The sequence below is a fragment of the Kineococcus sp. AC630 genome, from assembly GCF_979255925.1.
Window position 1 is genome coordinate 133,829 of the sequence record NZ_CEEDMJ010000004.1, and the last position, 24,668, is coordinate 158,496.

The 24,668-nt window shown below is 72.5% G+C and carries 26 protein-coding genes; 12 read left to right on the top strand and 14 right to left on the bottom strand.

The window, feature by feature from the left end; all coding sequences use genetic code 11:
- Positions 1 to 157: 157 nt before the first annotated feature.
- The 4 genes from AC0I8G_RS05885 to AC0I8G_RS05900 all read right to left on the bottom strand — a co-directional run bounded on the left by AC0I8G_RS05885 (position 158) and on the right by AC0I8G_RS05900 (position 2,497).
- Positions 158 to 685: a GNAT family N-acetyltransferase gene (locus AC0I8G_RS05885; RefSeq protein ID WP_471729109.1), complete on the bottom strand. Its 528-nt coding sequence runs from the start codon at positions 683 to 685 to the stop codon at positions 158 to 160.
- Positions 686 to 762: 77 nt separating this feature from the next.
- Positions 763 to 1,374, bottom strand: a complete 612-nt coding sequence (locus AC0I8G_RS05890; protein ID WP_471729110.1) for a hypothetical protein — start codon at positions 1,372 to 1,374, stop codon at positions 763 to 765.
- Positions 1,371 to 1,901, bottom strand: coding sequence for a sigma-70 family RNA polymerase sigma factor (locus AC0I8G_RS05895; RefSeq protein ID WP_471729111.1), 531 nt, complete (start codon positions 1,899 to 1,901; stop codon positions 1,371 to 1,373). Before AC0I8G_RS05895 ends, AC0I8G_RS05890 begins: the two co-directional genes overlap by 4 nt.
- Before the next feature lie 275 nt (positions 1,902 to 2,176).
- On the bottom strand, positions 2,177 to 2,497 hold the full coding sequence (locus AC0I8G_RS05900) for a hypothetical protein (protein WP_471729112.1): 321 nt from the start codon (positions 2,495 to 2,497) through the stop codon (positions 2,177 to 2,179).
- A 180-nt stretch (positions 2,498 to 2,677) separates the two neighbouring features.
- Between AC0I8G_RS05900 and AC0I8G_RS05905 the strand changes: the two genes are divergently transcribed.
- Entirely contained in the window at positions 2,678 to 2,953 is a 276-nt protein-coding gene (locus AC0I8G_RS05905; protein WP_471729113.1) for a hypothetical protein, read from the top strand.
- A gap of 29 nt (positions 2,954 to 2,982) precedes the next feature.
- Here the strand turns inward: AC0I8G_RS05905 and AC0I8G_RS05910 are convergent, their stop codons facing one another.
- Positions 2,983 to 3,582 (bottom strand): type II toxin-antitoxin system death-on-curing family toxin, encoded by a 600-nt coding sequence (locus AC0I8G_RS05910; RefSeq protein ID WP_471729114.1) that lies wholly within the window; start codon positions 3,580 to 3,582, stop codon positions 2,983 to 2,985.
- Between the two features lie 58 nt (positions 3,583 to 3,640).
- Positions 3,641 to 4,378: an Abi family protein gene (locus tag AC0I8G_RS05915; protein WP_471729115.1), complete on the bottom strand. Its 738-nt coding sequence runs from the start codon at positions 4,376 to 4,378 to the stop codon at positions 3,641 to 3,643.
- 496 nt (positions 4,379 to 4,874) lie between these two features.
- On the opposite strand from AC0I8G_RS05915, the gene AC0I8G_RS05920 reads away from it, so the two are divergent.
- From AC0I8G_RS05920 to AC0I8G_RS05940, 5 genes are all read left to right on the top strand, one after another.
- Positions 4,875 to 5,162, top strand: coding sequence for a hypothetical protein (locus AC0I8G_RS05920; protein WP_471729116.1), 288 nt, complete (start codon positions 4,875 to 4,877; stop codon positions 5,160 to 5,162).
- On the top strand, positions 5,123 to 5,539 hold the full coding sequence (locus AC0I8G_RS05925) for an HAD family hydrolase (RefSeq protein ID WP_471729117.1): 417 nt from the start codon (positions 5,123 to 5,125) through the stop codon (positions 5,537 to 5,539). Before AC0I8G_RS05920 ends, AC0I8G_RS05925 begins: the two co-directional genes overlap by 40 nt.
- Before the next feature lie 171 nt (positions 5,540 to 5,710).
- The gene (locus AC0I8G_RS05930; RefSeq protein WP_471729118.1) at positions 5,711 to 7,348 is read left to right on the top strand and encodes a hypothetical protein; all 1,638 of its coding nucleotides are present in this window, start codon (positions 5,711 to 5,713) and stop codon (positions 7,346 to 7,348) included.
- 239 nt (positions 7,349 to 7,587) lie between these two features.
- The gene (locus AC0I8G_RS05935; RefSeq protein WP_471729119.1) at positions 7,588 to 7,980 is read left to right on the top strand and encodes a hypothetical protein; all 393 of its coding nucleotides are present in this window, start codon (positions 7,588 to 7,590) and stop codon (positions 7,978 to 7,980) included.
- Positions 7,977 to 8,258 (top strand): hypothetical protein, encoded by a 282-nt coding sequence (locus tag AC0I8G_RS05940; RefSeq protein ID WP_471729120.1) that lies wholly within the window; start codon positions 7,977 to 7,979, stop codon positions 8,256 to 8,258. The genes AC0I8G_RS05935 and AC0I8G_RS05940 overlap by 4 nt, the downstream gene beginning before the upstream one ends.
- A gap of 40 nt (positions 8,259 to 8,298) precedes the next feature.
- On the opposite strand, the gene AC0I8G_RS05945 is transcribed toward AC0I8G_RS05940, so the two are convergent.
- Positions 8,299 to 8,460, bottom strand: a complete 162-nt coding sequence (locus AC0I8G_RS05945; protein ID WP_471729121.1) for a hypothetical protein — start codon at positions 8,458 to 8,460, stop codon at positions 8,299 to 8,301.
- A 137-nt stretch (positions 8,461 to 8,597) separates the two neighbouring features.
- On the opposite strand from AC0I8G_RS05945, the gene AC0I8G_RS05950 reads away from it, so the two are divergent.
- Entirely contained in the window at positions 8,598 to 9,803 is a 1,206-nt protein-coding gene (locus AC0I8G_RS05950) for a Gfo/Idh/MocA family protein (protein ID WP_380256918.1), read from the top strand.
- A gap of 60 nt (positions 9,804 to 9,863) precedes the next feature.
- Here AC0I8G_RS05950 and AC0I8G_RS05955 read toward each other — a convergent pair whose 3' ends face one another.
- From AC0I8G_RS05955 to AC0I8G_RS05970, 4 genes are all read right to left on the bottom strand, one after another.
- Positions 9,864 to 12,998, bottom strand: a complete 3,135-nt coding sequence (locus AC0I8G_RS05955; protein ID WP_471729122.1) for a PAS domain S-box protein — start codon at positions 12,996 to 12,998, stop codon at positions 9,864 to 9,866.
- A gap of 135 nt (positions 12,999 to 13,133) precedes the next feature.
- Entirely contained in the window at positions 13,134 to 15,302 is a 2,169-nt protein-coding gene (locus AC0I8G_RS05960) for a sensor domain-containing diguanylate cyclase (protein ID WP_471729123.1), read from the bottom strand.
- Between the two features lie 57 nt (positions 15,303 to 15,359).
- On the bottom strand, positions 15,360 to 16,109 hold the full coding sequence (locus AC0I8G_RS05965) for a hypothetical protein (RefSeq protein ID WP_471729124.1): 750 nt from the start codon (positions 16,107 to 16,109) through the stop codon (positions 15,360 to 15,362).
- On the bottom strand, positions 16,106 to 16,516 hold the full coding sequence (locus AC0I8G_RS05970; RefSeq protein ID WP_471729125.1) for a PadR family transcriptional regulator: 411 nt from the start codon (positions 16,514 to 16,516) through the stop codon (positions 16,106 to 16,108). Before AC0I8G_RS05970 ends, AC0I8G_RS05965 begins: the two co-directional genes overlap by 4 nt.
- An 86-nt stretch (positions 16,517 to 16,602) precedes the next feature.
- Between AC0I8G_RS05970 and AC0I8G_RS05975 the strand changes: the two genes are divergently transcribed.
- The 4 genes from AC0I8G_RS05975 to AC0I8G_RS05990 are packed head-to-tail and all read left to right on the top strand — an operon-like array spanning position 16,603 to position 19,838.
- Positions 16,603 to 17,289 carry a MerR family transcriptional regulator gene (locus tag AC0I8G_RS05975; protein ID WP_471729126.1) on the top strand — a complete coding sequence of 229 codons (687 nt, stop codon included), beginning with the start codon at positions 16,603 to 16,605 and terminating at the stop codon, positions 17,287 to 17,289.
- Positions 17,286 to 18,257, top strand: a complete 972-nt coding sequence (locus AC0I8G_RS05980; protein WP_471729127.1) for an NAD-dependent epimerase/dehydratase family protein — start codon at positions 17,286 to 17,288, stop codon at positions 18,255 to 18,257. The genes AC0I8G_RS05975 and AC0I8G_RS05980 overlap by 4 nt, the downstream gene beginning before the upstream one ends.
- An 11-nt stretch (positions 18,258 to 18,268) precedes the next feature.
- Positions 18,269 to 19,252 (top strand): hypothetical protein, encoded by a 984-nt coding sequence (locus AC0I8G_RS05985; protein WP_471729128.1) that lies wholly within the window; start codon positions 18,269 to 18,271, stop codon positions 19,250 to 19,252.
- Between the two features lie 55 nt (positions 19,253 to 19,307).
- On the top strand, positions 19,308 to 19,838 hold the full coding sequence (locus AC0I8G_RS05990) for a hypothetical protein (protein ID WP_471729129.1): 531 nt from the start codon (positions 19,308 to 19,310) through the stop codon (positions 19,836 to 19,838).
- A gap of 284 nt (positions 19,839 to 20,122) precedes the next feature.
- Here the strand turns inward: AC0I8G_RS05990 and AC0I8G_RS05995 are convergent, their stop codons facing one another.
- Positions 20,123 to 20,284 (bottom strand): hypothetical protein, encoded by a 162-nt coding sequence (locus AC0I8G_RS05995; RefSeq protein WP_471729130.1) that lies wholly within the window; start codon positions 20,282 to 20,284, stop codon positions 20,123 to 20,125.
- A 194-nt stretch (positions 20,285 to 20,478) separates the two neighbouring features.
- Between AC0I8G_RS05995 and AC0I8G_RS06000 the strand changes: the two genes are divergently transcribed.
- Entirely contained in the window at positions 20,479 to 21,714 is a 1,236-nt protein-coding gene (locus tag AC0I8G_RS06000; protein WP_471729131.1) for an amidohydrolase family protein, read from the top strand.
- Positions 21,715 to 21,965: 251 nt separating this feature from the next.
- On the opposite strand, the gene AC0I8G_RS06005 is transcribed toward AC0I8G_RS06000, so the two are convergent.
- Together AC0I8G_RS06005 and AC0I8G_RS06010 are read right to left on the bottom strand one after the other, a co-directional pair.
- Entirely contained in the window at positions 21,966 to 22,646 is a 681-nt protein-coding gene (locus AC0I8G_RS06005) for a TetR/AcrR family transcriptional regulator (RefSeq protein WP_471729132.1), read from the bottom strand.
- A 133-nt stretch (positions 22,647 to 22,779) separates the two neighbouring features.
- Complete coding sequence (locus AC0I8G_RS06010; protein ID WP_471729133.1) at positions 22,780 to 24,276, bottom strand: amidase; 1,497 nt, start codon at positions 24,274 to 24,276, stop codon at positions 22,780 to 22,782.
- Positions 24,277 to 24,668: the final 392 nt, after the last annotated feature.

A 24,668-nucleotide genomic window follows, 5' to 3' on the forward strand; every position in this document is an offset into this window, starting at 1 on the left:
CGGCAGCCTGTGACAGGAACGGGTGCACCCGCACCATCGGGAGATCCAGCAGGTGCGGTGAGCTGACCGCGCGTTCTGCTCCTCGACGTGACCGAGTCGTCACGTCCAGCGGGGGTGTGGGCACGAGGGTGGGCCTCGACGCCCTGGTGTCGGTCGTTCACCGATCCAGCGGCTCGTCCAACACCTTGCTGAACAACGTCGTACCCCTCACGTCCCCGTCGGGGTTCACCGCGTACCCCCCGATGGTCCCGACGCGGTGCCAGCCCCACCGTTCGTAGATGCCCTCCGCGGGGCTCCCCGTCTCGGTGTCCAGCACCAGCAGGGTTCGCCCCGCTCGCACAGCTGCCTCTTCCGCCGCGGTCACCAGGCGGGAGGCGAGCCCCCGCCCCCGGAAGTCACGGTGGACCAGCAGTTTGGTCAGCTCAGCGCGGTGCGGGGCGTTCTCGGGCTGGTCCACGCGCAGGCTGACGGTCCCGGCGACCCGTGTCGTTCCCTGCACCTCCTCGACCGCGACCCACGTCCACCCGCCCGCGAGGTACCGACGCCACCACTGCTCGGCGTCCACGACGTCGGGGACGCGGACGAAGCCGACGCTGGCACCGTCGTGGACGGCGTCCCGCAGCACCTCCACGAGGCCGGCGAGGAGGCTGGTCGGGACGGGGTCGGGAACGCGCAGGAGATCCACGCGCCCACTGTCCCGTGCCGCCGACACGGACGCGGGACGACCGTGGAGTCGACGGCGTCCACGGCCTGAGGCGTGGTTCAGCCGTCGCCGTCGTCCTGGATGAGCCAGGGGTCCTGGTCGCCGTCGCGCATCAGCAGGTAACCCCACGACGTGGGGCCGTCCGGCATGGTCTCGTCGCCCGCTCCGTGCAGGGTGAAGGTCACGGGGACGAAGACGGCTTGGGCGTGCCCCTCGGCTGCGGTGCCCGTGGGGTCTTGACGGAGGCTGGTTCCCACCTCGACGTCGTCGATCTGAGGGGGATCCTCGGCCCAGTCGCTCCGGCCGGCGAACCTCGAGGTCTCCAGCGCCCGCGCGGTGGACTCGTCGTGCCGGTGCAGGGCTTGCAGGTACGTCCGCACGACGTCTTCCGGTGACGTGGTCGCCGAGGGCGTGTAGGACGGTGTGCTGGAGACGGGCAGGAGGACGGCGTCGCTCCCGCCGACGAAGTGCAACCCACCGGTGACCGCAGCCACCACCACCGCTGCTGCCACCGCGTGGGGCAGGACCTGGTGGCGCAGCTTGCGGCGTCTCCCGCCTCGGGTGACCCCGGCGGGGGTGGTGCGCGAGGCCGGCACGGGTGCCGCGGCCAGGGCCGCGCGCAGCTGCGCGGCGACCTCGTCCGGTTCAGGTCGGGTGCCGGGAGGGTTCATCGGGGACTCACCTCGTCCGTGGGCAGGAAGGGTGTCGAGGGTGGCTGCCGTCGCTGCTGCAGGGCCTGCCGGGCGTGGCTGGTCTGACTCTCGACGGTGCCTTCGCTGCATCCCGTGATCTCGGCGACCTCGGCCACGTCGACGTCTTCGACGAAGCGCAGCACGGCCACCGCCCGCTGTCGTGGGGGCAGCGCGGCGAGTGCGGCCAACAGGTCCAGACGCTGACCGGTGTCCACGTCGGCGGCCGCGACGTCGTGGTCCTCGACACGGCCGGTGGAGTGCTCGCGCCGCCGCCACGGGCGGCGCTGTTCGCTGATGAAGCGGCGCACCAGGACGACTCGTGCGTAGCCGAAGACGTCACCGTGCCGGGTCACCCGGCCCCAGACGACGTAGAGGCGTTCGAGGGTGTCCTGGACCAGGTCGTCGGCTCGGTGCCAGTCGTGGCAGCAGGCGTAGGCCACCTGCCGCAGCCGCGGGACCGAGGCGACGACGAAGTCCTCGAAGGACTCACTCGTCGTGGCGTTCACGCACCCACCTCCCACCTCCTGGCACGCACGGGCCGACCGCCAGGTTGCACGCCTCCGCGCTGTTCGCGGTGGTCGTGGCGCTGCTGGGAGTCGCTACCGTGGTGCTCGTCGCACCGGATGATCGTCGGTCTCTCGCACCGGGTTCGATGTCGGTCCTCCTCGGCGTGAGTCTCCTGCTGGTCGCTCCGGGCAGGTCACGGCCCGGCGATCACAGCGCCGTTCCCGTCGTCCCTCGAGGTGCGGCCGAGCGACCGCACGATGACCGCGCAGTCGGCTCAGCCGCCGGCGCGGGTGCGCAGATCGACCTCCTGGTCGTGGATGACGACTTCCTGGTCCGGGCACACGGGGCCCGCGAGCGTGACGGTCCTGCCCGAGGGGAAGGTGACCAGGACGTCCCCGTCCGTGCATCCCGCGTCGAGGATCACCATCCCGCCGTCCGCGTCGACGGTGGAGGTCTGGCCGTCGGAGACGACGCTCACGTCGTCGGGTCCGTCGTTGCGGAAGGACAGGTCACCACCCCCGCCGCAGCCGGCCAGGACCACCACCAGGACCGCCCCTGCCGCGACAGCGAGCGAGCTCCCCCGTGTCCGTCCCACGAACCGATCCTGCGCCGAGCCCGACGGCGCTGCCCGGCTCCGACCAGAGACTCCACGTCCTGATCACCGAACCGCCGCCCGGCCGGTCGTCGTCTGCGCCCGCGCGCACCGCGGGATGACCGTGGAGCTGCGACGTGTCGAAGCAGCAGCTCATCGTGACGGAGGGGTGGCGAAGAACTCGTGAGCGACGAGGACCTGGGCGGGCTCGCGGTGGGTGATGCTGAGGGCGTGAACCTGCTCCTGCCGCGTGGGCCCGGTCGACGGTGGCTGCTCGCGGTGCCGTTCGTGCTGGCCTTGCTCCTCGCAGCCGTCACCCTCTTCGTGCTGCACTCCTCCGTCGAGCAAGCCGTCCGCCTGTCGCTGTGGATCTTCTGCCCCTCGCTGATCCTGGTGACCGCGGAGTGGCGACGACGCAGGCGCCAGGCGCCTCGGAAGCCGGCGGCGAAGAGTCGGTAGGCGACTCTGGCCAGGATCCGAGGAGTGCCTCAGGTCGCCCTGACCGTGCGTCTCCACCGGAGGTGCTGGTCGATCACCACCGCCAAGATCATCTGCTCGGCGTCGTCGACGTCCACGATCAGGTCAGTGTCGTTGAGCAGGCAGAAGACGCGGGTCGCGGACCAGGCCAGGCGCTCGTTGTCGTCGACCGGTGAGTGGTTGCGGGCCAAGGAGTGCATCAGGGCCGCGGCTTGATCGGGCAACGTCGGGTAGACCTCGTGGCCGAAGACGGTGGTTCGGGGTCGGGCGGCCGCCGAGGCCAGCAGGCACCGACGTCCGCCGCACGACGGTGGAGGCGGCGAAGTGCTGGGTCTCCTGCATCCACCGCACGTACAGCTCGATGTGAGGTCGCCGGGCTTGCAACGGGTTGAGCCCGCGCAGTTGGCACCAGGTGAGGTGGACGCGTAGGTCGGAGTCGGCGTAGCGGCGGGTCTGGCCGCGGTAGCGGGCGAGGTAGGCGGCGACGGCCAGGCGGAGGGGGTCGGTGCGCCATATCCCCATCGCCCAGGGCCATGGGGAGATGGTCCGGGTTTGCTGAGGGTGAGGTCATGCCCGAGCCTGCGCGCAGGCCAGCTCCTGCCGCTAAGCACGACCGCCGACGTCGGTGCAGATGTCAGTGCAGATGTCAGTGCTGGGAGGCCAGCGTGGTCAGCGTGCCGGCAGGAGGTCCGGTACCCGGCTGGTCGTGGCGATCAGCCAGTGCAGGCGTGGGGCGATGCGGCCGGCGGTGTCCAGCAGCTGGGTGTAGTCGCGGTGCAGGTCACGGCTGTGGATGGGTTCGTGGTGGGCGATGCGGTTGCGCAGCTGACGCAGGTCATCGATGGCGGAGTGCAGGCGCTGGCGCCGGACCTGGGTGAACGCTTCCCGCAGGCAGGGCTGCCACAGGCTGCGGTTGTACTCCTCGGCCAGTAGGGACCACCAGAAGCCGAAGGTGAGTTCGGCGACCACCCGGCCCGGTAGCTCCTCACGTCCGTCGCGGGTGGCGGCCCTGATGGCCGTCATGACCTTGCGGCGGGCGTTGAGGGACAGTGGCACCTGCGGGTGGCGGTACCAAGGCAGCTCCCCGGCGGGGGTGGGGCCGAGGGCGACGTCGCGCCGGCCGCCGAGAGCCTGCGTTCTGTCAGGAGAGCTGGCTGATCCGGGCGGGGCGGGGTCCAGGGTGGTGGCCCAGGTGGTCAACTGCTGGTCCAGGCGGTTGCGCAGGCCGACCTCGAAGTAGTGCAGGGACTCGTAGAAGGCGGCGCTGAGCTGCACGTTGGAGGTGTAGAGGGTCAGCGCATCGGCCAGGTCGCCACCGGCGGCCTGGCGGTAGGGGGCCAGGCGGGGAGGGGACAGCAACTGCTGCACGTCGGTGATGACGTCGGGTGTCGCGTCGTGCCAGTCCACGTTGCCCGTGCTCCTCACCTGCGGGCAGCCCGTCGCTTGCCTCCTGTGGTCGCTGATCCTAAACTGGGAGGTACGAGAGCCCCGGGATTCACGGCGTACCAGCTTCGGCTAGGGAAACCCCCCGGGGCCTTGTCGTGTCCCGCCTGTTCGGGCTCCCATCTGAGGTGTCGAACGTGAGTAGAGACGGCCATTCGGTGCCCGCCGCGGCCGAGGGCGACGACGTCTGAGCGTTGAGGAGCAGGACCTCACTACGTGGTCGCCCGCCCGGAAGGCGGGATGACCGTGACGTCGGTGCAGCGGGGCGACCCCCGTCGTGGGGGAAGACGTGGGTGCGCCGATCTGGTCACCCGGGTGACCGTTTCGGTTCACCCACGGGGGATCTCATGTGGTGACAGCGGTGGGTGCGACGGCCAGGGCTGAACGCCCGGACATCGCCACGTGCGGACGTTCGCAGGGCCGGCACAGGTGCTGTCGATCTGGTCCGCAACCTCCAGACGTGGTGCGTGGAGCGGTGTTCTTCGACGTCGACGGGACCCTGGTGCCGCGGACCAGCAGCGGGCAGCACCTGGCGGACCCGCTCGGTCACGCCGATGTGGTGCACGAGGCGGAAGCCGGCTACGCCGCCGGGACGTTCAGCAACCAGGAGGTCTCCGTCCGCGACGCCCGCGGCTGGGCCGGTCACACCCCGGCGCAGGTGCACGGCTTCCTGGGGTCGCTGCCGCTGGTCGAGGGCATCGCCGAACCGTGGCCTGCTGCCGAGAGCACGACCTGGCCCCGGTCCTGACCACCCTCGCGTGGCAGCCGGTCGGGACCTACCTGTGTGAGCGGTTCGGCTTCACCCGCGCCAGCGGCCCTGTCCTGGCCGTGGTCGACGGGCGCTACAGCGGTGAGGTCGCCGAGCACTCCGACGAGGAGGGGAAGCGGGACTTCGCCCTCACCGTGGCCGCCGAGCTCGGTGTGGCACCGGCGGGCTGTGCCGCCGTCGGTGACAGTCGCTCCGACCTGCCCCTGTTCGCCGCGGTCGGTCTGGCCATCGCCTTCAACGCCACCCCGGCAGCCTCCGCTGCCGCTCACGTGGAGGCCGCGGGAGGCGACCTGCGCGCCGTGGTGCCGCTGCTCAGCACCTGGCTGGACGCCCCGCACCAGCCGCCACGGCGCTGAACGTCCTCGACCCGTCCTGACCGTCAGGTCGTCGACCGGCCGTGGCGGATGGTCGTGGCTGCGGCGTTGGAGTGGTGCCGCGTGGATCGGCAGCGTTCAGGGGTGGCGGTGCTGCACGATCGGCGCGGTCCCCGTGGGGTGCGGTGGACGGTGTCAGGTGCGGAGGTCGGCGTGCGCGTCGTGTTCGAGGGACGCATGCACGTCTCCTACAGCCAGGCCTACGTCTCCTCGGGAGACTCCTACGGCACCTACGACGGCGCGTTCGACGGGCAGGTCAACGGACTCCTGGGAGCCGGTCTGCCCGGTGCGCTGACCATGATGGTCGGCGTGCACACCGGCGACGTCGGTCTTCGTGTCCTGGTGACCGACCAGGCCCCGCCGATCGGTGAGGAGTGGGAGGACGCCGTCGAGGTCTCCTTCCACCCCGACGATCCGGACGTCAGCATCGCCGGGTGCCTCTCGGACGCGGTGTGCACCTTCCGCCTCGAGGAACCCGGCTACCGGGTGCGGCTGTGCGCCAAGGGCATGGACGCCGGCAGCGCCGCAGACGTGGTGATGGAGGACGAGCCGCTCCTGGACTCCTACGAACTCGTGTTCTGGCCCGCAGCGCCCGGTCCGGACGTGGTCCTGCGGCAGGGCAGCGAGATCGCGGCCTACCGGCACACCACGCAGGACCCCGTGAAGGCCAGGGCGATGCACGTCCAGGCGGTGTGGGGGGACGACCCGCCCAGCGAGCGGCTCATCGACGTCTGGGGTGCGCCGTGGCTGGTCGAACGCGACCGGGACCTGGCTGAGGCTCTGGGCGCCGCGCAACCCGGGGTCCAGCGGGCCGTGGCGTACTGGGCCGCGCAGCGCGCGTGCCGCGAGGCGGGCCTGGACCGACTGGACTGGATCGCGGCCGGGCTGGCCGCCCTGCACCGGGACGAGGAGCTTCCCGCACCCTTCGACGAACCTGCCGCGATGTACGCCCGGCTGGATGCTGATGATCGCGCTCCGCGGCGCACGGTCACCGCCCACGGTCACTCCGACACCGAGCAGGGCGGCCAGGCGCTGTTCACCCTCCTGCACGCCGCGGGGGGTGGTGCTCTGGACGCGGCGGTGAGCACCCTGTCCGCCGCTCACAGCGTCTTCGGCGACGACCGCGTCGACGTGCTGGTCCGCGAGGCCGGGGAGGCGCTGCGTGCGCTGGAGGCGGAGTCCACGGCTCGTCACGGCCAGGACCCGGTTCCCGACCCCCGTGTGCCGGCCGGAGAGCTGGAGGAGGCGGAGGAGGCGGTGCCGGACGGTTTCGACCCTGAGCACTACTGGATGTACCGCTCGTTGTGGGAGGGGGAACTGCCCAGCCCCCGGCTGTTCGAGGTGCAGGCGTGGGCGTTGGGAAACGCCGACCGTGCCCTGGCCGAAGCGATCGCTTCGGCCGACCCCGAGGTGCAGCGCACGGTGGCGCGCTGGGCGGCGCGTCGGGCGTGCGAGAACGCCGGGCTCACCGTTCTCCCGCAGGTGGTGGCCGCTCTGGACGCGGTCGATCGGGGCGGTGCGCTGCCGGCCCCCTTCGACCGCGAGGGCGGGGAGTGGGCGCTGATCGGGGACGACCCGCGCGTCAGCGACCACCTCGTCGTCGTCGACGGGATGGCCAACTGCTCCGGGTGGCACTTCACGCTGCCCGTCATCCGCCAAGCCGTCGACGACGATGCCCTCCGCGCGGCGACCGAGACGCTGTGGACGGCTGCCTTCACCGCTGGTGACGATGAGCGTGCAGGTGTCCTCGCTGCTGCCGCGGCCCGGTTCTTCCCGAGTTCGCCGCGCTGAGCCCTTCGCCACCGAGGACCGGTCTTCCGCTGCGGCGACGGCCCCACCTCCCCCTCCTGATCCGTGATCTTGCGGGGATTCCCAGCAAGATCACGACACCGTGGTCTGGGCGTGCCTGCGGACCGGTGAGGTGGTCTGCCGGGTGGGAGAACTGGGGAACGCGATGGCCGGCCCGACACCCGGGTGAGCTGCGGGGAGTGTCTCCGCGAGCGCCCGGGCGGCTCCGCCAGCGTCGCCTCGTGATCCGACGTGGAGACGGTGAGCCGAGGGTGTCGCCGCTGGTGACGTTGACGGTGGTCCGCTGGGCGGCAGCGGTGGCGGGGGTCCTCCTCGTCGGGTTCGGCGCCGGCTCCTGCGTGCGGGGTGAGTGGGGGCAGGGGCTGCTCCCGCTGGTGGTCGGGATCGTCCTGCTGTCCCTGCCGTTGAAGCGTCGTCGGGTGCTGGCTTCCCTGCAGGCCGCGCAGCAGTGGTCGCCGCAGCGGGTCTCCGAGACCCTCGCTGCGGCCGGTGCGGGCGACGCTCCGCGGGTGGAGCAGGTGCGCGCGCTGCGCCGGGCCGACCCGCGGTTGGGGCTGGCCGACGCCGTGGGTCTGGTCGAGCGGGGCGCGCCGGTGGACGGGGCGGAGCGGTGAGGGTCTCGCGTCAGGATCCGGGGGCGAGCACCGACGAGGACCACCGCCCGCGGCGCCGGGCCCGGGCGACGCTGCTGCTCGTGGTGGGGGTCGTCCTGACCGTCGCCGGGGTGGCCTTCCACGGTGTCGCGGCGGCCCACCGACCCTCCGGTCCCGGCGGCTCCGACACGTGGGACGTGCTGCTGAACCACGTCGCGCTGCGCTGGGGGGCGTACGGCGCGGTGGTCGGGGGTCTGTACCTCGTGGTGCACGGCGGGAACCAGCGGCGCCCGCACTGAGCCGGGGAACGCCGAAGCAGGAAGGGCGTGCCCGGAACCGTCAGCGCCGCTCCCGCACCCCGGCGGGAGCCGCGTCGGGCGGGTCGAGGTACCTGAGCTCCCGCGCCACCTTCGTCTGCTTGACCGGCCTGGTGCGCGCCGGACGCAGCGCCCGGGCGAGCCGCGCGGCCCCGTGGGGCAACCACCGGGCGAACCCGCTCACCGCCACCACCGTCCGTCCACGAGCGTCGTGGTGCTCTCCGCAGCGGCGCGCCGCACGCCCCGACCTCGCCGCCGGCGGCGGTGTGGATCATCCTGGGGGTTCACCGTTCGTCCCCTCGGCTCACAGGAGAGTCCTTCGTGAAGATCGCTGTCATCGGCACCGGCCAGTTCGCCCGGAGCTTCATCGCTCTCTGGCAGCTGCACCCCGACGTCGAAGAGGTGTGGGTCACCGACGTCGTGCCCGAGCGGGCGCAGCAGCACGTCGAGACCCACGGCCTCGCCGGGTCCTTCGAGAGCTTCGAGGACGCCCTGGCCTCCGACGTGGACGCCGTCGCCATCATGACGCAGCGCTGGTCGCACGGTCCCCTGGTCCGCCAGGCGCTGGCCGCCGGCAAGCACGTCTACTCCGCGGTGCCGATGGCGACGACCGTCGACGACGTCGAGGCCATCGTGGCCGCGGTCCGCGAGACGGGGCTCGTCTACATGATGGGCGAGACCAGCTACTACAACCCCGCCACCGTCTGGGCCCGCGAGCACATCGCGGCCGGTGAGTTCGGCCGGGTGTTCTACGGCGAGGGCGACTACGTCCACGACATGGACAACGGCTTCTACGCCGCCTACCAGTACAGCGGTGGGGAGGACTGGAAGGAGACGGCCAGCTACCCGCCCATGCTCTACCCGACCCACGCCATCGGCGGCGTGCTGGGCGCCTGGCCGACCCACGCCGTCAGCGTCAGCTGCACCGGCATCAGCGACACCCGCGACGACGGCGTCTTCGACAAGGCGGTCTCGCGCTGGGACAACGACTTCTCCAACATGTCGGCGCTCTTCACCCTCGCCGACGGCGGGGTCATGCGGACCAACGAGTTCCGTCGCGTCGGGTACTGGAACGGTCCGGAGTCGCGGTTCCGCTTCTACGGCACCGAGCAGGTCATGGAGCAGTCCGTCACCAGCACCGTCGTCACCGTGAAGTCCGACGGCGAGGACTACCACAAGGGCAGCACCATCGACATCAGCGACGAGCTGCGGGCCGGTGAGCACTCCGACGTCCCCGAGGACATGAGCGACATCGACCCGGCGCTGCTCAGCAGCTTCCGGTCCGGCACGGCGAAGGTGCACGACCGCAGCCGGCTGCCGAAGGAGTTCGAAGGGGCCCCCAACGGGCACGAGGGAGCCCACCACTTCCTGGCCGACGACTTCGTCGTGGCCGTCCGCGACCGCGTCCACCCGCCGGTCAACGCGTGGGTCGCGGCCCGGTTCACCCTCCCGGGGATCGTCGCCAACGAGTCGGCGAAGCAGGACGGCGCGCGCCTGCCCGTCCCGGACTTCGGCGACCCGGTCTGAGCGGTGCCACCTCCCACCCGGGCGCGCGGGCGTGCGGGTGGGAGGTGGCCGTCCGACGCGTCAGGATGTCCCGAGCGCCTGTTCCAGCGCTCGCCGCGGGTCGTCGCTGTCCCCGGCGTCCACGGTGAGGGCGTTGAGGGTGAGGGTGAAGCGGGCGCCACCCCCGGCGGCGGGCTGGTAGGTGAGGTTCCCGCCGTTGGCGTTGGCCAGGGCGCGGGCGATGTAGAGGCCCAGCCCCGTGCCCTTCTTGTCCACCGCGGTCCCGGTGGTGGCGCGGGCGAAGCGGTCGAAGAGGTGCGGCACGAAGGACTCGGGCACTCCCGCACCGGCGTCGACGACGTCGAGGGCGACGAGCTCGCCGCGGCGGCGGGCGACCAGGCGCACCGGCGTCGCGCCGTACTTGACGGCGTTGGAGACCAGGTTGGTCAGCACCTGCTCGAGGTGACCGCGGTCGGCGAGGACGGTGAGGTCCTGGACGCCGGTGCTGTCCACCGTCGACCCGTCGTGGCCGGAGCGGTCGAGGACGTCGGCGACGAGGCTCGGGACGTGGACGCGGGTGGTGCGGGGGGTGGGTGCCCCGGCGTCCAGCTGCGCCATCGTGAGGATGTCCTCGAGCAGGTCGTTGGCCCACCGTCCGGCCTTCTGGATGCGGGTGAGGTAGTGCCGCTTGTCGGCCTCGGGCAGCTCCTGCCAGTCGTCCAGCAGCAGTTCCGCGAACCCGATGGTCGTCGACAGCGGCTGGCGGAGGTCGTGGCTGAGGGTCGCCACGAGGTCGTCCTTGAGGCGGTTGGCCTCCTGCAGCTGCTCGTTGGAGGCGGCCAGGGCGCTCTGGGCGCGCAGGCGCTCGGAGAGGTCGCGCACCAGGGTCAGGGTGGCGTGCCCGCCCGCGTCGGGCAGCGGCACGGTCGTGACCTCCACCGGCACGACGGTCCCGTCGCCGCGGCGCAGGGCGGTGACCAGCGGCGTGGACGGACCGAGCTGCCCGAGGGTGGAGACGCGGCGCGCGGTCCACGCGTCCTGCTCCGCCTCCGGCACCAGCAGCAGGGACGTCGGCAGGGCCAGCAGACCCGGGGTGCGGCGACCGGTCAGGCGCGCCATGGCGTCGTTGACGTAGGTGATCTGCTCGCCGTGCTCGACCAGGACGCCTTCCCCGAGGTCGCTCAGCGCCCGCAGCAGGCGGGTGGAGACGTCGCGTTGACGGCGCACGCTCTCCTCGGCCGCCGCCCGGTCGCTGACGTCGAGGAGCTGGCTGGCCAGGTACGCCGGCTGCCCCGCGGCGTCGCACACCACGACGGTCGAGGCCTGGGTGTGGACGGTGCGCCCGTCGCGGTGCAGGTAGCGGACCTCACCGTCGACGGTCGCGGCGGGGATCGACGCGAGGTCGCCACCGTGGGCCGCGGTGTCGGCGGCGCGGCGGGCGGTGTCGGCGATGAGGTCGCGCAGGACCCCACGGCGCACCTCGCGGTCCTCGGGGTGCAGGTGGGGGCTCCAGTCCTGACCGACGAGCTCCGCGGGGGTGCGACCGACCAGGGCGGCGGCGGCGGGGTTGACGCGCAGCACGGTGCCGTCGAGGGCGAGGTGGAGGTTGCCCACCATCGACGCCTCGAAGGCGGCCTGCAGCAGCGTGGCCTGCTCGTCGGCCTGGCGGTGGGTGGCTTCCAGCTCGCGGCGCAGGGCGCGGTCGGCGCTGACGTCGGTCATGGCCACCACCGCCCCCAGGGCGCTGCCGTCGGCGCGGTGCATGCGCCGCCCCGAGCAGGTCACGGTGATCGCCGGGCGGCCGGTGGGCGCGATGACGATCTCGGCCGCCCGCACGCCGCCGGTGCGCAGGACCTCGGCGAGGGGGACGTCCTCCGCCGCGAGGGCCGTGGTGCCGTCGCCGGCGAAGAGGTCGTAGCGCCCGGCGTGCTCGGCGGGGTCCAGGCCGGCGTCGGCGTCCAGGCCGTGCCAGGTCTGCGCGGCGCGGTTGAGCATCGTGAGGTGCCCGTCGGCGTCGGCGACGACGATGCCCACCTCGACGGACTCCAGGACGGCCTGGGCCAGTTCCCCGCGGGCCTCGGCCTCGGCGGTGGCGCGCTCCGCCTCACGGCGGGCCTCCTCGGCCAGGGCACGCGCCTCCTCGGCCAGCGCGCGCTGGGCGGCGGCCTCGGCGGCCAGCTCCCGGCTGGCGTCGGTGGAGAGGGCCATCCGTGCGAGCAGAGCGTCGCGCTCGTCGCGACCCATGGCCAGCGACAAGCCCAGGACGGCCAGCATCACCACGTAGAGCTGCACCACGACGGCCCGGGTGGCGTCGTCGGCGATCATGGCGAACGGGCCGTTGCCGGCCAGGGTGAGGACGACCGCCACCACCCCCATGGCCAGGTCGTGGACCACGACGATGGTGGTGTCGAAGCGCAAGGCCACCCAGGCCGAGAGGGCCACCAGCGGGAAGGCGATGGGCAGGCCGTCGTAGCGGCCGAAGATCAGCGCGTAGGCCACCGTCGAGCACACCAGGGCGGCGCTCAGCTCCACCAGCTGCCACCCCCGCGGCCAGCGCACCTGGACCAGGACGCGCGGGGCGTCGTCCCGGGCGTCCCGGGCGTCGCGACGGGCGGTGAGCACGCAGCCGACGCGGAAGGCGACGGCCGTGAGGAGCAGGACGCTGGCGGTGTTGCGGGTCATCCAGACCAGGGCCGTCAGCCACGACCAGCTCCCCGTCAGCACCCACACCGACGTCGGGCCCAGCAGGGCTCCGGCCCCGGTGGCCAGCACCGCGGCGGCGAGCATGCGCATCAGCTGCGCGATGCCGGTGAGCGGTTCACGGCCCCCCGCGCCCCAGGCCTGCGGGCACCAGCGGGTGAACAGGACGGCGAAGGTGAGGACCTGGGCGAGGTTCGCGGCGACGAAGCACGCCGCGAGCAGCGGAGCGGCACCGGTGAGGGTGTTCAGCACGAACGTCGCCACGGACAGCAGCGCGACGTCCAGCCCGCGGGTCCCGGCGCGCCGTTGGGCGCAGAACCACGCCGCGGCCACCCCCGCGGCGGGCCACACCAGGCTGAGGCTGGTGCCGTCCATGAGGGTGAGGCGCCCCAGGAACACCGAGAGGCCGAACGCGACCGCGAACGCGACGCTGCGCAGCACCGCCCCCGTCGTCAGCGGGACCCCGCTCGCGGCAGCTGCGCCCGAGCGGCGCGGTGCGACACGAGGGGTGGACACGGGGGCCTCCTGGCTGAGCACGCCACGTGGCCGGGATGCCGGTGGCCCTCACCCCTTCGACCTCCGCGGCCCTGGGCTGTAGGGGTGTCCGCCATCGGGGTCCACCTCGACGGGGAGTGACACCGGCTCCGGCCGCTACGAGCCGGCCGGAACTCCCGCGGTGTGGACGACGGTGGCGTTCCGCCCGTTCTGCTTGCCCCGGTAGAGCGCTTCGTCGGCGTGGGCGATGACGTCCTCGGCCAGCAGCCCGGGCTGCCACTGCGCGACGCCGACGGTGCAGGTCTGGCGTCGCGGGACCGCGGCGCGGATGCGGTCGGCCACCACCGCCGCGGCCTCCGCCGTGCAGCCGGGCAGGGCGACGACGAACTCCTCCCCGCCCCACCGGGCCAGGGTGTCGACCTCGCGCAGGCAGTCGCCGGCGGCGGCGGCGAACTCGCGCAGCAGGGCGTCCCCGCCGAGGTGGCCGTGGGTGTCGTTGTAGTCCTTGAAGTGGTCCAGGTCGATCAGCACCAGGCTCAACGGTTCACCGCTGCGGGCGGCGCGGGCGACCTCGGTGGTGATCGCCTCGTCCCAGCGGCGGCGGTTGGCCAGTCCCGTGAGGCTGTCGCGTTCCGCGGCCGAGGCCAGGCGCTGCACGAGGTCCGCGCGCTCCAGCGCGTGGGCCAGCTCCCCGGACAGGGTCTGCAGCACCGGCAGCACGTGCTCGGGCAGGTCCGCCAGCGGGGTCCGCCAGAACACCCCGAGGACACCCACGGTGCGCTGCCCGGACAGCACCACCGGGTACCAGAGCCCGGACACGACCCCGGTGGAGGCGACGACGCGCAGGGCGGTCCGGGGGTCGCTGACGACGTCGGCGACGAAGACCTGGGTGGAGGTGGCGAAGCAGATCGCGGCCAGGGAGGACTCCGCGGCGCGGTAGAAGACACCGCCCTCGCCGGCCCCCGCGCCGAGGCGCGAACTGAGGTCGGAGGCGAAGCCCGAGGTGACGACCGCACGCAACCCCGCGATCCCGTCCCGGGTGTCCGGGCGCAGCAGGTAGGCCGCGTCGGCGCCGGTGAGTTCCTGCAGCGACCGGCAGACGGACTCCTGCGGGTCCGCGGCGACGGCCAGGGCGCGGGAGGCGTCCGCGAGGGCCTGCACCCGTCGGCTGTGCTGGGCCAGCGCGGCGTGGGCCTCCTCGATGGTCGTGTGCGCGGCCGCCATGTCCGCGTGGGCCGCGGCCAGGGCCTGCTCCCGTTCCCGGGCGTGGGTGACGTCGTTGACGGCGACCACCGCTCCCAGCGGGGTCCCGTCCATACGGCGCATCGCCCGTCCCGAGCACACCAGGGTGCGGCGCGGCTGCCCCGGCGCGGTCAGGACGATCTCGGCGCCCTCGACCGCGCCCTCGTGCAGGGCCCGCAGCCACGGCAGCTCACGGGCGCTCAGGGGGGTGGTCCCGTCGGCGGCGAAGAAGGTCGCGGGAGCTTCGGAGGGGATTGCGGGCCTGCCCTGCCACTGGCGCATGGCCCGGTTCAGGGAACCGACCTGCCCGTCGGCGTCGACGACGACGAGGCCGACCTCGATGGTCTCGGCGACGACCTCGCTGAGTTCCCAGCGCGCCTCGGACTCGTTCATCGCCAGCATCGCCAGCTCGCGGGCCTCGGCGGCCTGCTCGCGCTGCTCGAAGGCCTGGCGGCGTTCCTCCACGGCGCGCCGGGCCTGGCGGCGACGCTCGAAGAGGGCGACGAGGACCCCGGCGAGGTCGCGCAGGACGCCGAGCTGCTGCTCGGTGAGCCGGCCGGTGACGGTGTCGAAGACGCAGAGCGAGCCCAGGGCGTGACCGGTGGGGCTGACCAGCGGGGCGGAGGCGTAGAGGCGCACGTGCGCCATCCGCCCGTCCACCCACGGGTTGCGCGCGAACCGGGGGTCGCGGGAGGCGTCGGGGACGTGGACGACCTCACCGGCCTCGAAGTGCAGCGCGCACATGGAGTCCGTGCGGGCGGAGTCCGCGCCGTCGAAGCCGACGGTGGTCAGCTGGCACTGGCGGTTCTCGTCGATGAGGTTGAGCGTGGCGTGCGGGACCCCGGCCACCAGCGCCGCCGCCCGGACCACGGCGGAGAGTTCGTCGTCGGCGGGGGCGTCGAGCAGGCCGTACTCGTGCAGGGCCGCCAGCCGCGCCGCCTCCGGCGCCGGGAGGGGGGTCGAACCCGTCGAGGCGGTCGTGAGGGTGAGGACGGGTCGGGGAAGGGCCGGGACGGCGTCGGAGCGGGCGACGTCCTCCTGCACGCTCGCCTGCGCCAGGGCCAGCCAGTCTTCCCGGTTCACCCCCGACTCATCGGCCCCGGACGGTCCCACCTTGATCGCGTCCCGGTTGGGAACCGGTCAGCCGAGGTGGTCCAGAGCCAGGACGACCGCCACGGGGACGACGAGCAGGAGCAGCATCAGCGCGACGAACGAGGCGCTGCCCCGGCGACGCTGCCGGCGCGCGCCCACCGCGTCCTGCAGGGGAGCGACCACGGGGTCCACCGCGCGGGCCGTGGTCGCGATCCACGCCGCCGCGACCACCAGACCGGGGACGAGCAGCCCCGCCGACGGGAGGCGGACGCTGAGGAGCGGACCCGTCCAGGCGTGGACGAGGGCGAGGGCGACGACGACAGTGGTGACGAGCGCTCCCCAGCCGAGCAGCGCCGGGCGGCGGGTCTGCGCGACGGCGTCGAGCAGTCGCGGGGCGACCAGCGCGATCAGCACGGGGGGCACGACCTGGAACTCCGTCAGCACCGCCTGCTCCCCGGACAGCAGAGCGGTAGCGCCCTGGGTCGCCCACAGCAGACCGGCGACGCCCGCGGCGTTGCGGGCCGTCTCCAGCCACTGCGTGCTCCGCGACGCTGCCGCTCGTTCCGGGGTGAGGGCGGCGGCGTAGTCCTGGGCGGTCCCGAAGGACCCGACCGGGTCCTCCCCGCTGCTGGTGAGGTGGTCGCGGACCTCGGCCAGGACCGCGCCGATGCGGTCCCCGGGGACGTCGCGCAGACGCAGGGCCAGGAGCACGTCGTCGCAGTAGCGGTCCACCGCCCGAGCGTTCGGGGACGCGTGAGCGGTGGCGTGGACGTCGGCGGCACGGGTGGGTTCGGTCATCGCTGCGCTCCTGCGTCGAGGTTCTGCGGGGTGGGAGGGGCGGGTTCGGGGGCTGGTTCGTCGGCTTCGCCGACCAGTCCGCTGGTGAGGTGTGCGAAGACGCGCCACCGGGCCCCCTCCCGTCGCAGGCGCTCGCGGCCCGCGGCGGTGACGGCGTACCACTTGCGACCGGGACCGGCCTCACCCTCGCGCCAGGTGGTGTCCACCGCTCCGGTCTCCTCCAGGCGGGCCAGGAGGGGGTAGAGGGTGCCGCCCTTGACGGTGCCGAGGCCGAGGTCGTGCAGGTCGTTGCCGATGCGGTAGCCGTAGGTCTCCTCGCGGGCGATGACGGCGAGGACGGCGAGGTCGAGGACTCCGCGCAGCCACTGCGCCGGCCACGGCTGGGCGGGATCCTCCGGGGTGGTCACGAGAAGATCGTGCCGCTACCTAGCTCGGAAGGCAACCTACTTGCGAGCCAAGTTCCGCACAAAGCAGATAGTGCTACTATCCGATAGTGCGAATATCCGTTCTGGCCGACCGAGCCGGTGTCCCGCTCTCCGCCGTCAAGTACTACCAACGCGAAGGGCTGCTGCCCGCGGGCGTCCGGACCGCGCCGAACCAGGTGTCCTACGACGACACCCACGTGCAGCGCGTCCGACTGATCCGCGCGCTGCTCGAGACCGGCAACCTCTCCGTCGCCGCCACGAAGGACGTCATCACCGCCCTGGACACCGACTCCGCCCCCCTCGCCGAGACCTTCGGCGTCGCGCAGCACGCCATGAGCGGCCCCCGCACCCAGGACTCCGCCCCCAGCGACGACGCCCGGCGCGCCGTCGAAGCCGTCGTCGCCGCCCGCGGCTGGGCCGTCAGCGCCGACAACCCCGGCTACGACGCGGCCGCGCGCGCCCTCGACGGACTGCGCGCCATCGACTTCGACGCGCCCGACACCTACCTGCACGCCTACGCCGACGCCGCGGCCACCGCGGCCGAGGCCGACCTGCATGCCCTGACCCACCGCGAGGGCCGCGACGCGGTCGCCGAGCTCATGGTCGTCGGGACCGTCCTCGGCGACCCGCTCCTCGCCGGCCTGCGCCGGCTCGCCCAGGAGAACGCCACCCACCACCTCTTCCCGGTCGCCGCACCAGGACCGGTCTCCTCCGAGCCCGACCCCGACCCCCTCACGGAACGAGCCACGCCATGACCGCATCGACCCACGTCGTCCTCGGCGGCAACGGCGTCGTCGGCCGCGAGACCCTCAGGGCCCTCGTCGCCGCCGGCCACACCCCGACGTCCGTCGGCCGGCACCCCACCCGCGTGGACGGGGTCGTCCCGCTCGTCGCGGACCTCCTCGACCACGACGACGTCCGCCGGGCCCTGCGCGGGGCCGACGTCGCCTACCTCGTCGCGGGACTGCCCTACTCCTCCCGGGTCTGGGCCCGGCAGTGGCCCGTGATCCTGGACAACGTCGTGGACAACGTCGCCGCCGTCGCCGCCGAGCAGGGCACCCACCTCGTCTACCTCGACAACGTCTACGCCTACGGCCCCGTCGACGGCCCCATGACCGAGGACACCCCCGTCCGACCCGGCGGCAGGAAGGGCCGGGTGCGCGCCGCCGCGCTGGACCTGCTCGCCCGGGCCGCCGCCCGCGGCGTGGACGTCACCATCGGCCGCAGCGCCGACTTCTACGGCCCCGGCGCCACGACGAGCGTCTTCAACGGCTTCGTCCTCGACAAGGTCGCCGCCGGCCGCAGGAGCACCTGGCTCTACGACGCCGACCAGCCCCACTCCCTGACCTACACCCCCGACATCGGCCGGGCCCTCACCGTCCTCGGCACCGACGACCGGGCCCGGGGACGCATCTGGCACCTGCCCACCGCCCCCGCCCTCACCGGCCGGCAGTACGTCCGGACGGCCGTCGACGTCGCGGCGGGCACGACCGCGCCGGCCGACGTCCCCCTGGGGGTCATGAGCTCGACCACGATGCGGATCGGGGCCCTCTTCACCACCGCCGCCCGGGAGACCCTGGAGCTGAGCTACCAGTACCGCGCCCCCTACGTCTTCGACTCGACCGCCTACGAGACGACGTTCGGCGTCTCCCCCACCCCCGTCGTGGACGGCATCACCGCGAGCCTCGCCGCGGCCCGCCCCCGGACGGCGTCGCTGTCGTGAACGTCGGTGTCGTGAGCCTCGCCGCCTGGCGCCGCGCCCACGCGTGGCACCCCCCGTTGATGACCGTCGCCGCCCTCATGGGCGTCTGCGCGTTCGTCAGCGCGGTCGGACTCGTCGTCGACCCGCGCGAGATCCTCGGCGCCCCGGCCTGGGCGAAACCGCTGAAGTTCTCGCTCTCGATCCTGCTCTACACGGTCACCTGGGCCTGGCTCATCGCCCACCTGCCCCGGTGGCGCTCGCTGACCCGTGCCCTCGGCACGGTCATCGCCGTCACCCTCGTCGTCGAGCAGGCGCTGATCGTGTGGGCGGCCGCGACCGGCACCACCAGCCACTTCAACGTCAGCAACGGCCTGCACGCCACCGTCTGGGCGGTGATGGCCGTCTCGATCACCGTCATGTACCTCGCCACGTTCGTGACCTCCGCGGCCGTCTTCCTCGTCCGCTTCGAGGACCCGGCCCTGACCCTCGCGCTGCGGGCCGGGGTGCTCGTCGCGCTCGGCGGCATCGGGGTCGCCTTCCTCATGACCGCCCCGACGTCGGCGCAGCTCAGCGCCCCGACCGGGATCATCGGGGCGCACGCCGTCGGTGTGCCCGACGGCGGACCCGGCCTCCCGCTGCTGGGGTGGAGCACGAACGGCGGCGACTTCCGGGTCGCCCACTTCGTCGGGATCCACGCCCTGCAGGTCCTCCCGCTGCTCGCCCTCCTGACCCGCGCCGCGGGCCGGCGCCTGACCCGACCGGACTCGCCCACCACACGGCGGCAGCTGAGCCTCACCGCTGCCGTGGTCTACGCCGCCACCACGGTCCTCCTCACCGTCCAGGCGTGGCGGGGGCAGTCCGTCGTCCATCCCGCGGGGGTGGTCCTGGTCCTCGGGTGCGGACTCACCCTGGCCGCGGTCGTCACCACGACTGTCCTCGTGGTTCGCCGGCCCCACCCCGCCCTCCTCCCCGCGACCCGGCCCGCGCGGCCCGCGGCCACCCCGGGGCCGACGTGATCGCGCTGGGGACGGCACCCTCAAGCACCGAGACGCAACGGTCGACGAGGCACCCATGCCGAGCGCGACACGCACCGCGACGACCGTCGCCGCCGCCCTCCCCCTGCTGTTCCTCTCCGGTGGACAACTCCAGCAGGACATCTCCGCACCGGCGCTCTCATGGCTGCGGGCCTCGGCGGACCACATCCCCGCCGACTGCTACGTCACGAGCATCCTCGACCACGACTCAGACACGGTGGGACTCGTCCCAGACCTGGACGCGGCCCAGGCAGACCTCGCCCTCCAGGCGAAGGAGCTCACCACCCACCTCCCCGAAACCGGGGCCCCTGACGTCTGGCAGGTACGCGCCAGGGCCAGAGCCGCCGACGTCCTCAGCCGACCCGGTGCGCACCGCTCCACCCGGGGCAGCTCCGCCTACCTGACCGCCTACGACACCCACGGCCAGGTACTCGCCGAAGCCGGCTACGGAACCCCCACCCAGGTGTTCCTGAACCCCACCCCCGCCGACGGCTACCTCTTGCAGAGCTTCACCTTCCCCGTGGAACCCCAGCCTGGACGGAAGAGCTGCACCTGGTCCAGCAGCTGAACCCCGGGCCGCAGCTCCAGCTGGTCCAGGTCGTGGGCGCGGTGCGCGAAGAGTCAGGTGGCCAACGTCTCGGTCACGGGATGAACTGATGGCCGGCCCGCGCCTCGCCCCCCTCGGGTGTGGGCCGGGGGCTGGTCGTGACGTGTCGACCCCGACACGACCAGCCCTCCCTCACCGGTGTTCCCCGGTCCGAGACGTCCGGTCCGGGCGTTCCTCGGGACGAGGTCGACAGCCGGCAACGTCCTGACCCGCCGATGACCGAGGCACCACCGGCAGCTGGCGCGTCAGGCCGCAATCGTTGGCTGCAGCGTCAGCGGGGCGGTCGGTTCGCGATCCTCGTTCGAGAGCAGGACCGGGCTCGTGCGGCGTTCGTCGAGTTGAGTTTCCTGGCGCTCCGGTGCTGACGGCGACGCGACGGATCGCCCGAGGTGGTCGTGCTCGGTCACCAAGTCATCGTCTCCGACGACCACACCCGCCCCGCACCTGCGGCCGAGGCAGCCGCAACGACCGGACAGTTTCGCGGCGGTCCGTCGGAACTTGCGGCTGAGGGTTCCGCGCAGCCCCGGATTCTTTGGTGGCGTGCTAACTTAATTTTGTTAGCGCCGATGAACTCGCGATCCACCCGGAGAACAGGACTGACGTGGCTTCCACGACGATCTCGAACGTTCGCGTCTTCGACGGCGAACACACCCTCGAGAACCAGACGGTGACGATCGAGGGGACCCGGATCGCCTCGGTCCGTCCCTCGTCCACGGACGAGCAGGCGCACACCGCGACCGGTGTGCCGATCGACGGGACCGGCAAGACCCTGCTGCCGGGACTCATCGATGCCCACACGCACTCGTCCCGGGACGCGCTCCGCCTCGCCCTGCAGTTCGGTGTCACCACCGAACTGGAGATGGGTGGCGTCCTCACGGCTCCGGGACGAGCCGACATCGAAACCGACGACGAACTCGCTGACGTCCGGTCCTCGGGTTTCGGGCTCACCCCTCCCGGCGGACACCCGTTCGAGATCATCCCGGAGGGTGCGTTCCCCGGCGAGGGGGAATCAGGGTTCGGCGACGTCGTGATGCCGCTCTCCACCACGCCCGAGCAGGCCGTGTCCTTCATCCCGAAACTGATCGCGTCCGGATCGGACTACATCAAGTTCCTCATCGAGGACGGGTCCACGGCGAACGCTCCCGGGCTTCCGATGCTCGACCAGGCCACGCTGAACGCCGGCGTCGCCGAAGCTCGGCGCCTCGGCATGATGACGCTGGCCCACACGCTCACCGTCGGTGCGACGCGGATGGCCCTCGAGGCGGGGATCGACGGTCTCGCGCACCTGTTCGTCGACGAGGCGCCGACGCCGGAGATCATCGATCTCATCGCGGCCGCAGGGGTCTTCGTCGTTCCGTGCGTCGTCCTGAACTCCTCGATCACCGGTACCACCGGAGGCGACTTCGCCACCGACACCCGCGTCAGCTCGCGACTCGACCCGCAGTGGCTCACGACCCTCCGGAGCTCGTTCGACCACTACCCCGCCGGCAGGATCGACGACGTCCTGACCACGGTTCGAGCTCTCCACGACGCCGGTGTGCCGATCCTCGTGGGCACCGACGCGTCCGCGCCGGACCCCTCGCTCGGCGGGCTCGCCCACGGCGCCAGCGTCCACCACGAACTGCAGATGCTCGTGCGTGCCGGCCTCAGCCCTGCGGACGCGCTGGCCGCTGCGACGTCGGTGCCCGCCGAGCACTTCGGTCTCACCGACCGCGGCCGGATCGCCCAGGGCCTCCGCGCGGACCTGCTGCTGGTCGACGGCGACCCGACGTCCACCATCTCGGACACCCTGAACATCGCGGCGGTCTGGCGCCGAGGCGCCGAGGTTCGCGTGTGAGCGAGGCGTGCTCCAGCGCCGAACTCACCGGTCCTTCCCCGAACTCCGACGCAACGACGACGGGAACGGTTCGACGCCCGTCGAGGCGAACCGCACCGAGGGGTTTCCCACGGATCGAACTGCTCCGGCGGCGGACCGCCGAGGCACGGCGACGACGGTCGCCGGGTGCGTCTCGAGACGTCCTTCGCGCGACGTGGGACGAGGCGCGACCACGGTTCGGACGGGCAGCAGGCGCAACCTGCGCTCGCTGCCTACTCTGCGAGGCGGTCGAGCCAATCACCCAGGAGTGCGCGCTCGTTCGCGGTCAGGGCTGTCGTCTCGGCGATCTGGTGCCTGAGCTGCATGGCGGCTCCTGAGCGGTCGTCGTTCGCGTCAGGAGCAATGAGGATCGTGCGGAGGGCAGACTCGCGGCCGCGCACCGACAGACGCAGGTCGCGGTGTTCCTCCGGCATGGCGAGAAGGGTGAACACCACCCCCACGCCCACGGCCCGCACCACGTGCACGGCATCTTCGACGGGGACGGCGAGCAGGCCCTCCTTGGCCGCCTCCCGGATCTGCACCCGCAGGATCTCGTCGATCGCGGACGCGGCCGACGTCGACGTGCCCAGGTGCGGTTCGCCGTAGGCGATCGAGTAGACGTGCGGGTTCAACAGTCCCCACTCGATGTGCATGTCCCAGCCCTGACGGATCGACTCGACCGGATCGGAACCCGGCTTCCACCCGGTCCAGCTGGCGAGGTGGTTGGAGAACCCGTGCAGGGCCACCGCATCGAGCACACCCTGCTTGTCCCCGAAGATCCGGTAGATCGTCGGGGCCTGGATGTGCAGCGCCGAGGTGATGGCGCGCGTCGTGACCGCGTCACGACCGCCGTCGGTGAGGAGCGCGAACGCGGTGTCGAGGATGCAGACTCGCATCTCGTCAGAACGGGTCAACGTGCTTCCTCTTCCGCCGGTGACGACATGACAGCCGGTGGGACGACGGCCTCCACCATCATCCCACCGGTGACGTCCAGCCGGCGCAGCCGCTCCTCGATCACGAGCGAACGCGCCGGAGCACCGGAAGGGCTCAGTTCTGCTCGATCGCCCGACCGACGCGGAATAGCATGGCCTCGTCGAAGTGGCGTCCGATGATCTGGAGGCCCACCGGGAGTCCGTCCAGCGTGCCGCACGGCACGCTGAGGGCAGGGTGGTGGGTGATGTTGAACGGGGTGGTGTTCGCCGACATCTCGATCGACGCCCCGATGGCCGCGCCGGCACCGTGCGCCGGGTCCGGCAGCGGGCGTGCGGTCTGAGGAGTGGTCGGGGTGATCAGGACGTCGAAGCGCTCCAGCGCCTGGTCGTACGCCGCGCGGAGGGTCCGGGCCCGGTTGACGGCCTTGGCGTAGTTCAGGCGACCCTGCTGCTGGTCGACGTAGCGGCCGACGAGGGTGAACAACTGCACGTTCGCGGGGTGCTCCGCGGCGGCCGCACGGTGGTCGAAGAGGTACTGCATCATGTCGACGGGGTAGTGGTCAGGACGACCGAACCCGAAACCCTGGTTGCGCAGGACCGTCTCGGCCATGCCCTCGATGGCGATGGCCGTCCAGAGCGCGGGGGCCAGCGCGTGCAGCGGCACCGACACCTCGTCCACGATCGCACCGCGCTCGCGCAACGCTTCCGCCGCTGCGACGACGATCTCGTCGACGCCGGCTTCGGCGTGGTCGCCGCCGAACCCTTCCGTGAGGATGCCGATCCGGAGTCCTCGGACTCCTGCGTCGAGGGCGGTGAGGTAGTCGCCGACGGAGATGTCGCGCTGGCGCGGGTCGATGCCGTCGGAGCCGGCCAGGACGGTGAGGAAGCGTGCGTTGTCCTCGACCGTGCGGGTCATGGGGCCGACGTGGTCGAAGTAGCCGTCGAGCGTCGCGATGCCGGTGTAGGGGACGAGTCCGTAGGTCGGTTTCAGGCCGACGACACCGGACCAGGACGCCGGCATCCGGATGGAACCGGCCTGGTCGGCGCCGAGGGTCATGTCGGCGTCGCCGGTGACGAGCGCGACGGCGCTGCCGCTGGAGGAGCCACCCGAGGAGAAACCCCTCCGGTGCGGGTTGTGCACCACACCGGTGGCTGCGGTGTGGCTGCCCCCGGACATGCAGAAGTACTCGTTGGTGGTCTTCCCCACCACCTCCGCGCCGGCGGCGAGGGCTCGGGTGACGACCGTGGCGTCGGCGTTCGGAACGAAACCCTCGAGTTCCTTCGAACCGTTCCGCATCGGGAGACCGGCCACGAGGATGCTGTCCTTGACCCCCAGGCGAACTCCGGCGAGGAGACCCCCCGCGGCTCCGCGGATCGACGCACGGACCTCCCACGCGTGGTGGGGGTCCTCCTCCGCGGAGGGGACCGTGTGCTCAACCGCGTCGCGGCCGGCCAGCACCTGCGGATCCGGGAACGCGTCGAGGGCGTCGTACACCCCGAGCATGCCCGAGATCATCTTGGTGTACTCCTCCGGTGCTGCGGCGATCGAGGAGTAGCCGATCTCGGCGGCGAGGGCGGCGATCTGCGCGGGCGAGGGCTTCTGGATCGGCACGGGTGCTCCTGGGGTCGTGGATGAACGTCTGACTTGGACGCTAACAGAAAAATGTTAGCGAGTTAGGTCAGGCGGTCGAAGCAGAGCCGAACGGGTGGTGGCGGCGTCGCACGACGCGTGGATTCGGACCCGGACCACCACCGCTCCGGTCGTCGTCGTCGAGAACCGGGCACGGTGGCTGCACCGCAACGTGAGGGTTTCGCCGCCAGCGCTGAACGTGGCTGAACCCCGTCAGCGTGCAGGTTTCGAACTGTCACCGGCCTTTCGCTCGCAGCGCGTCGGTCGCGGCCAGGTGGTGGCTGCCTCCGCCTGACGTCCGGCCGTTCCGTCCTCCCGGGACCAGCACGGTCGAAGCCGCCAGAACTCCCGCTGGCGGGCCTTCGCCGTCACAT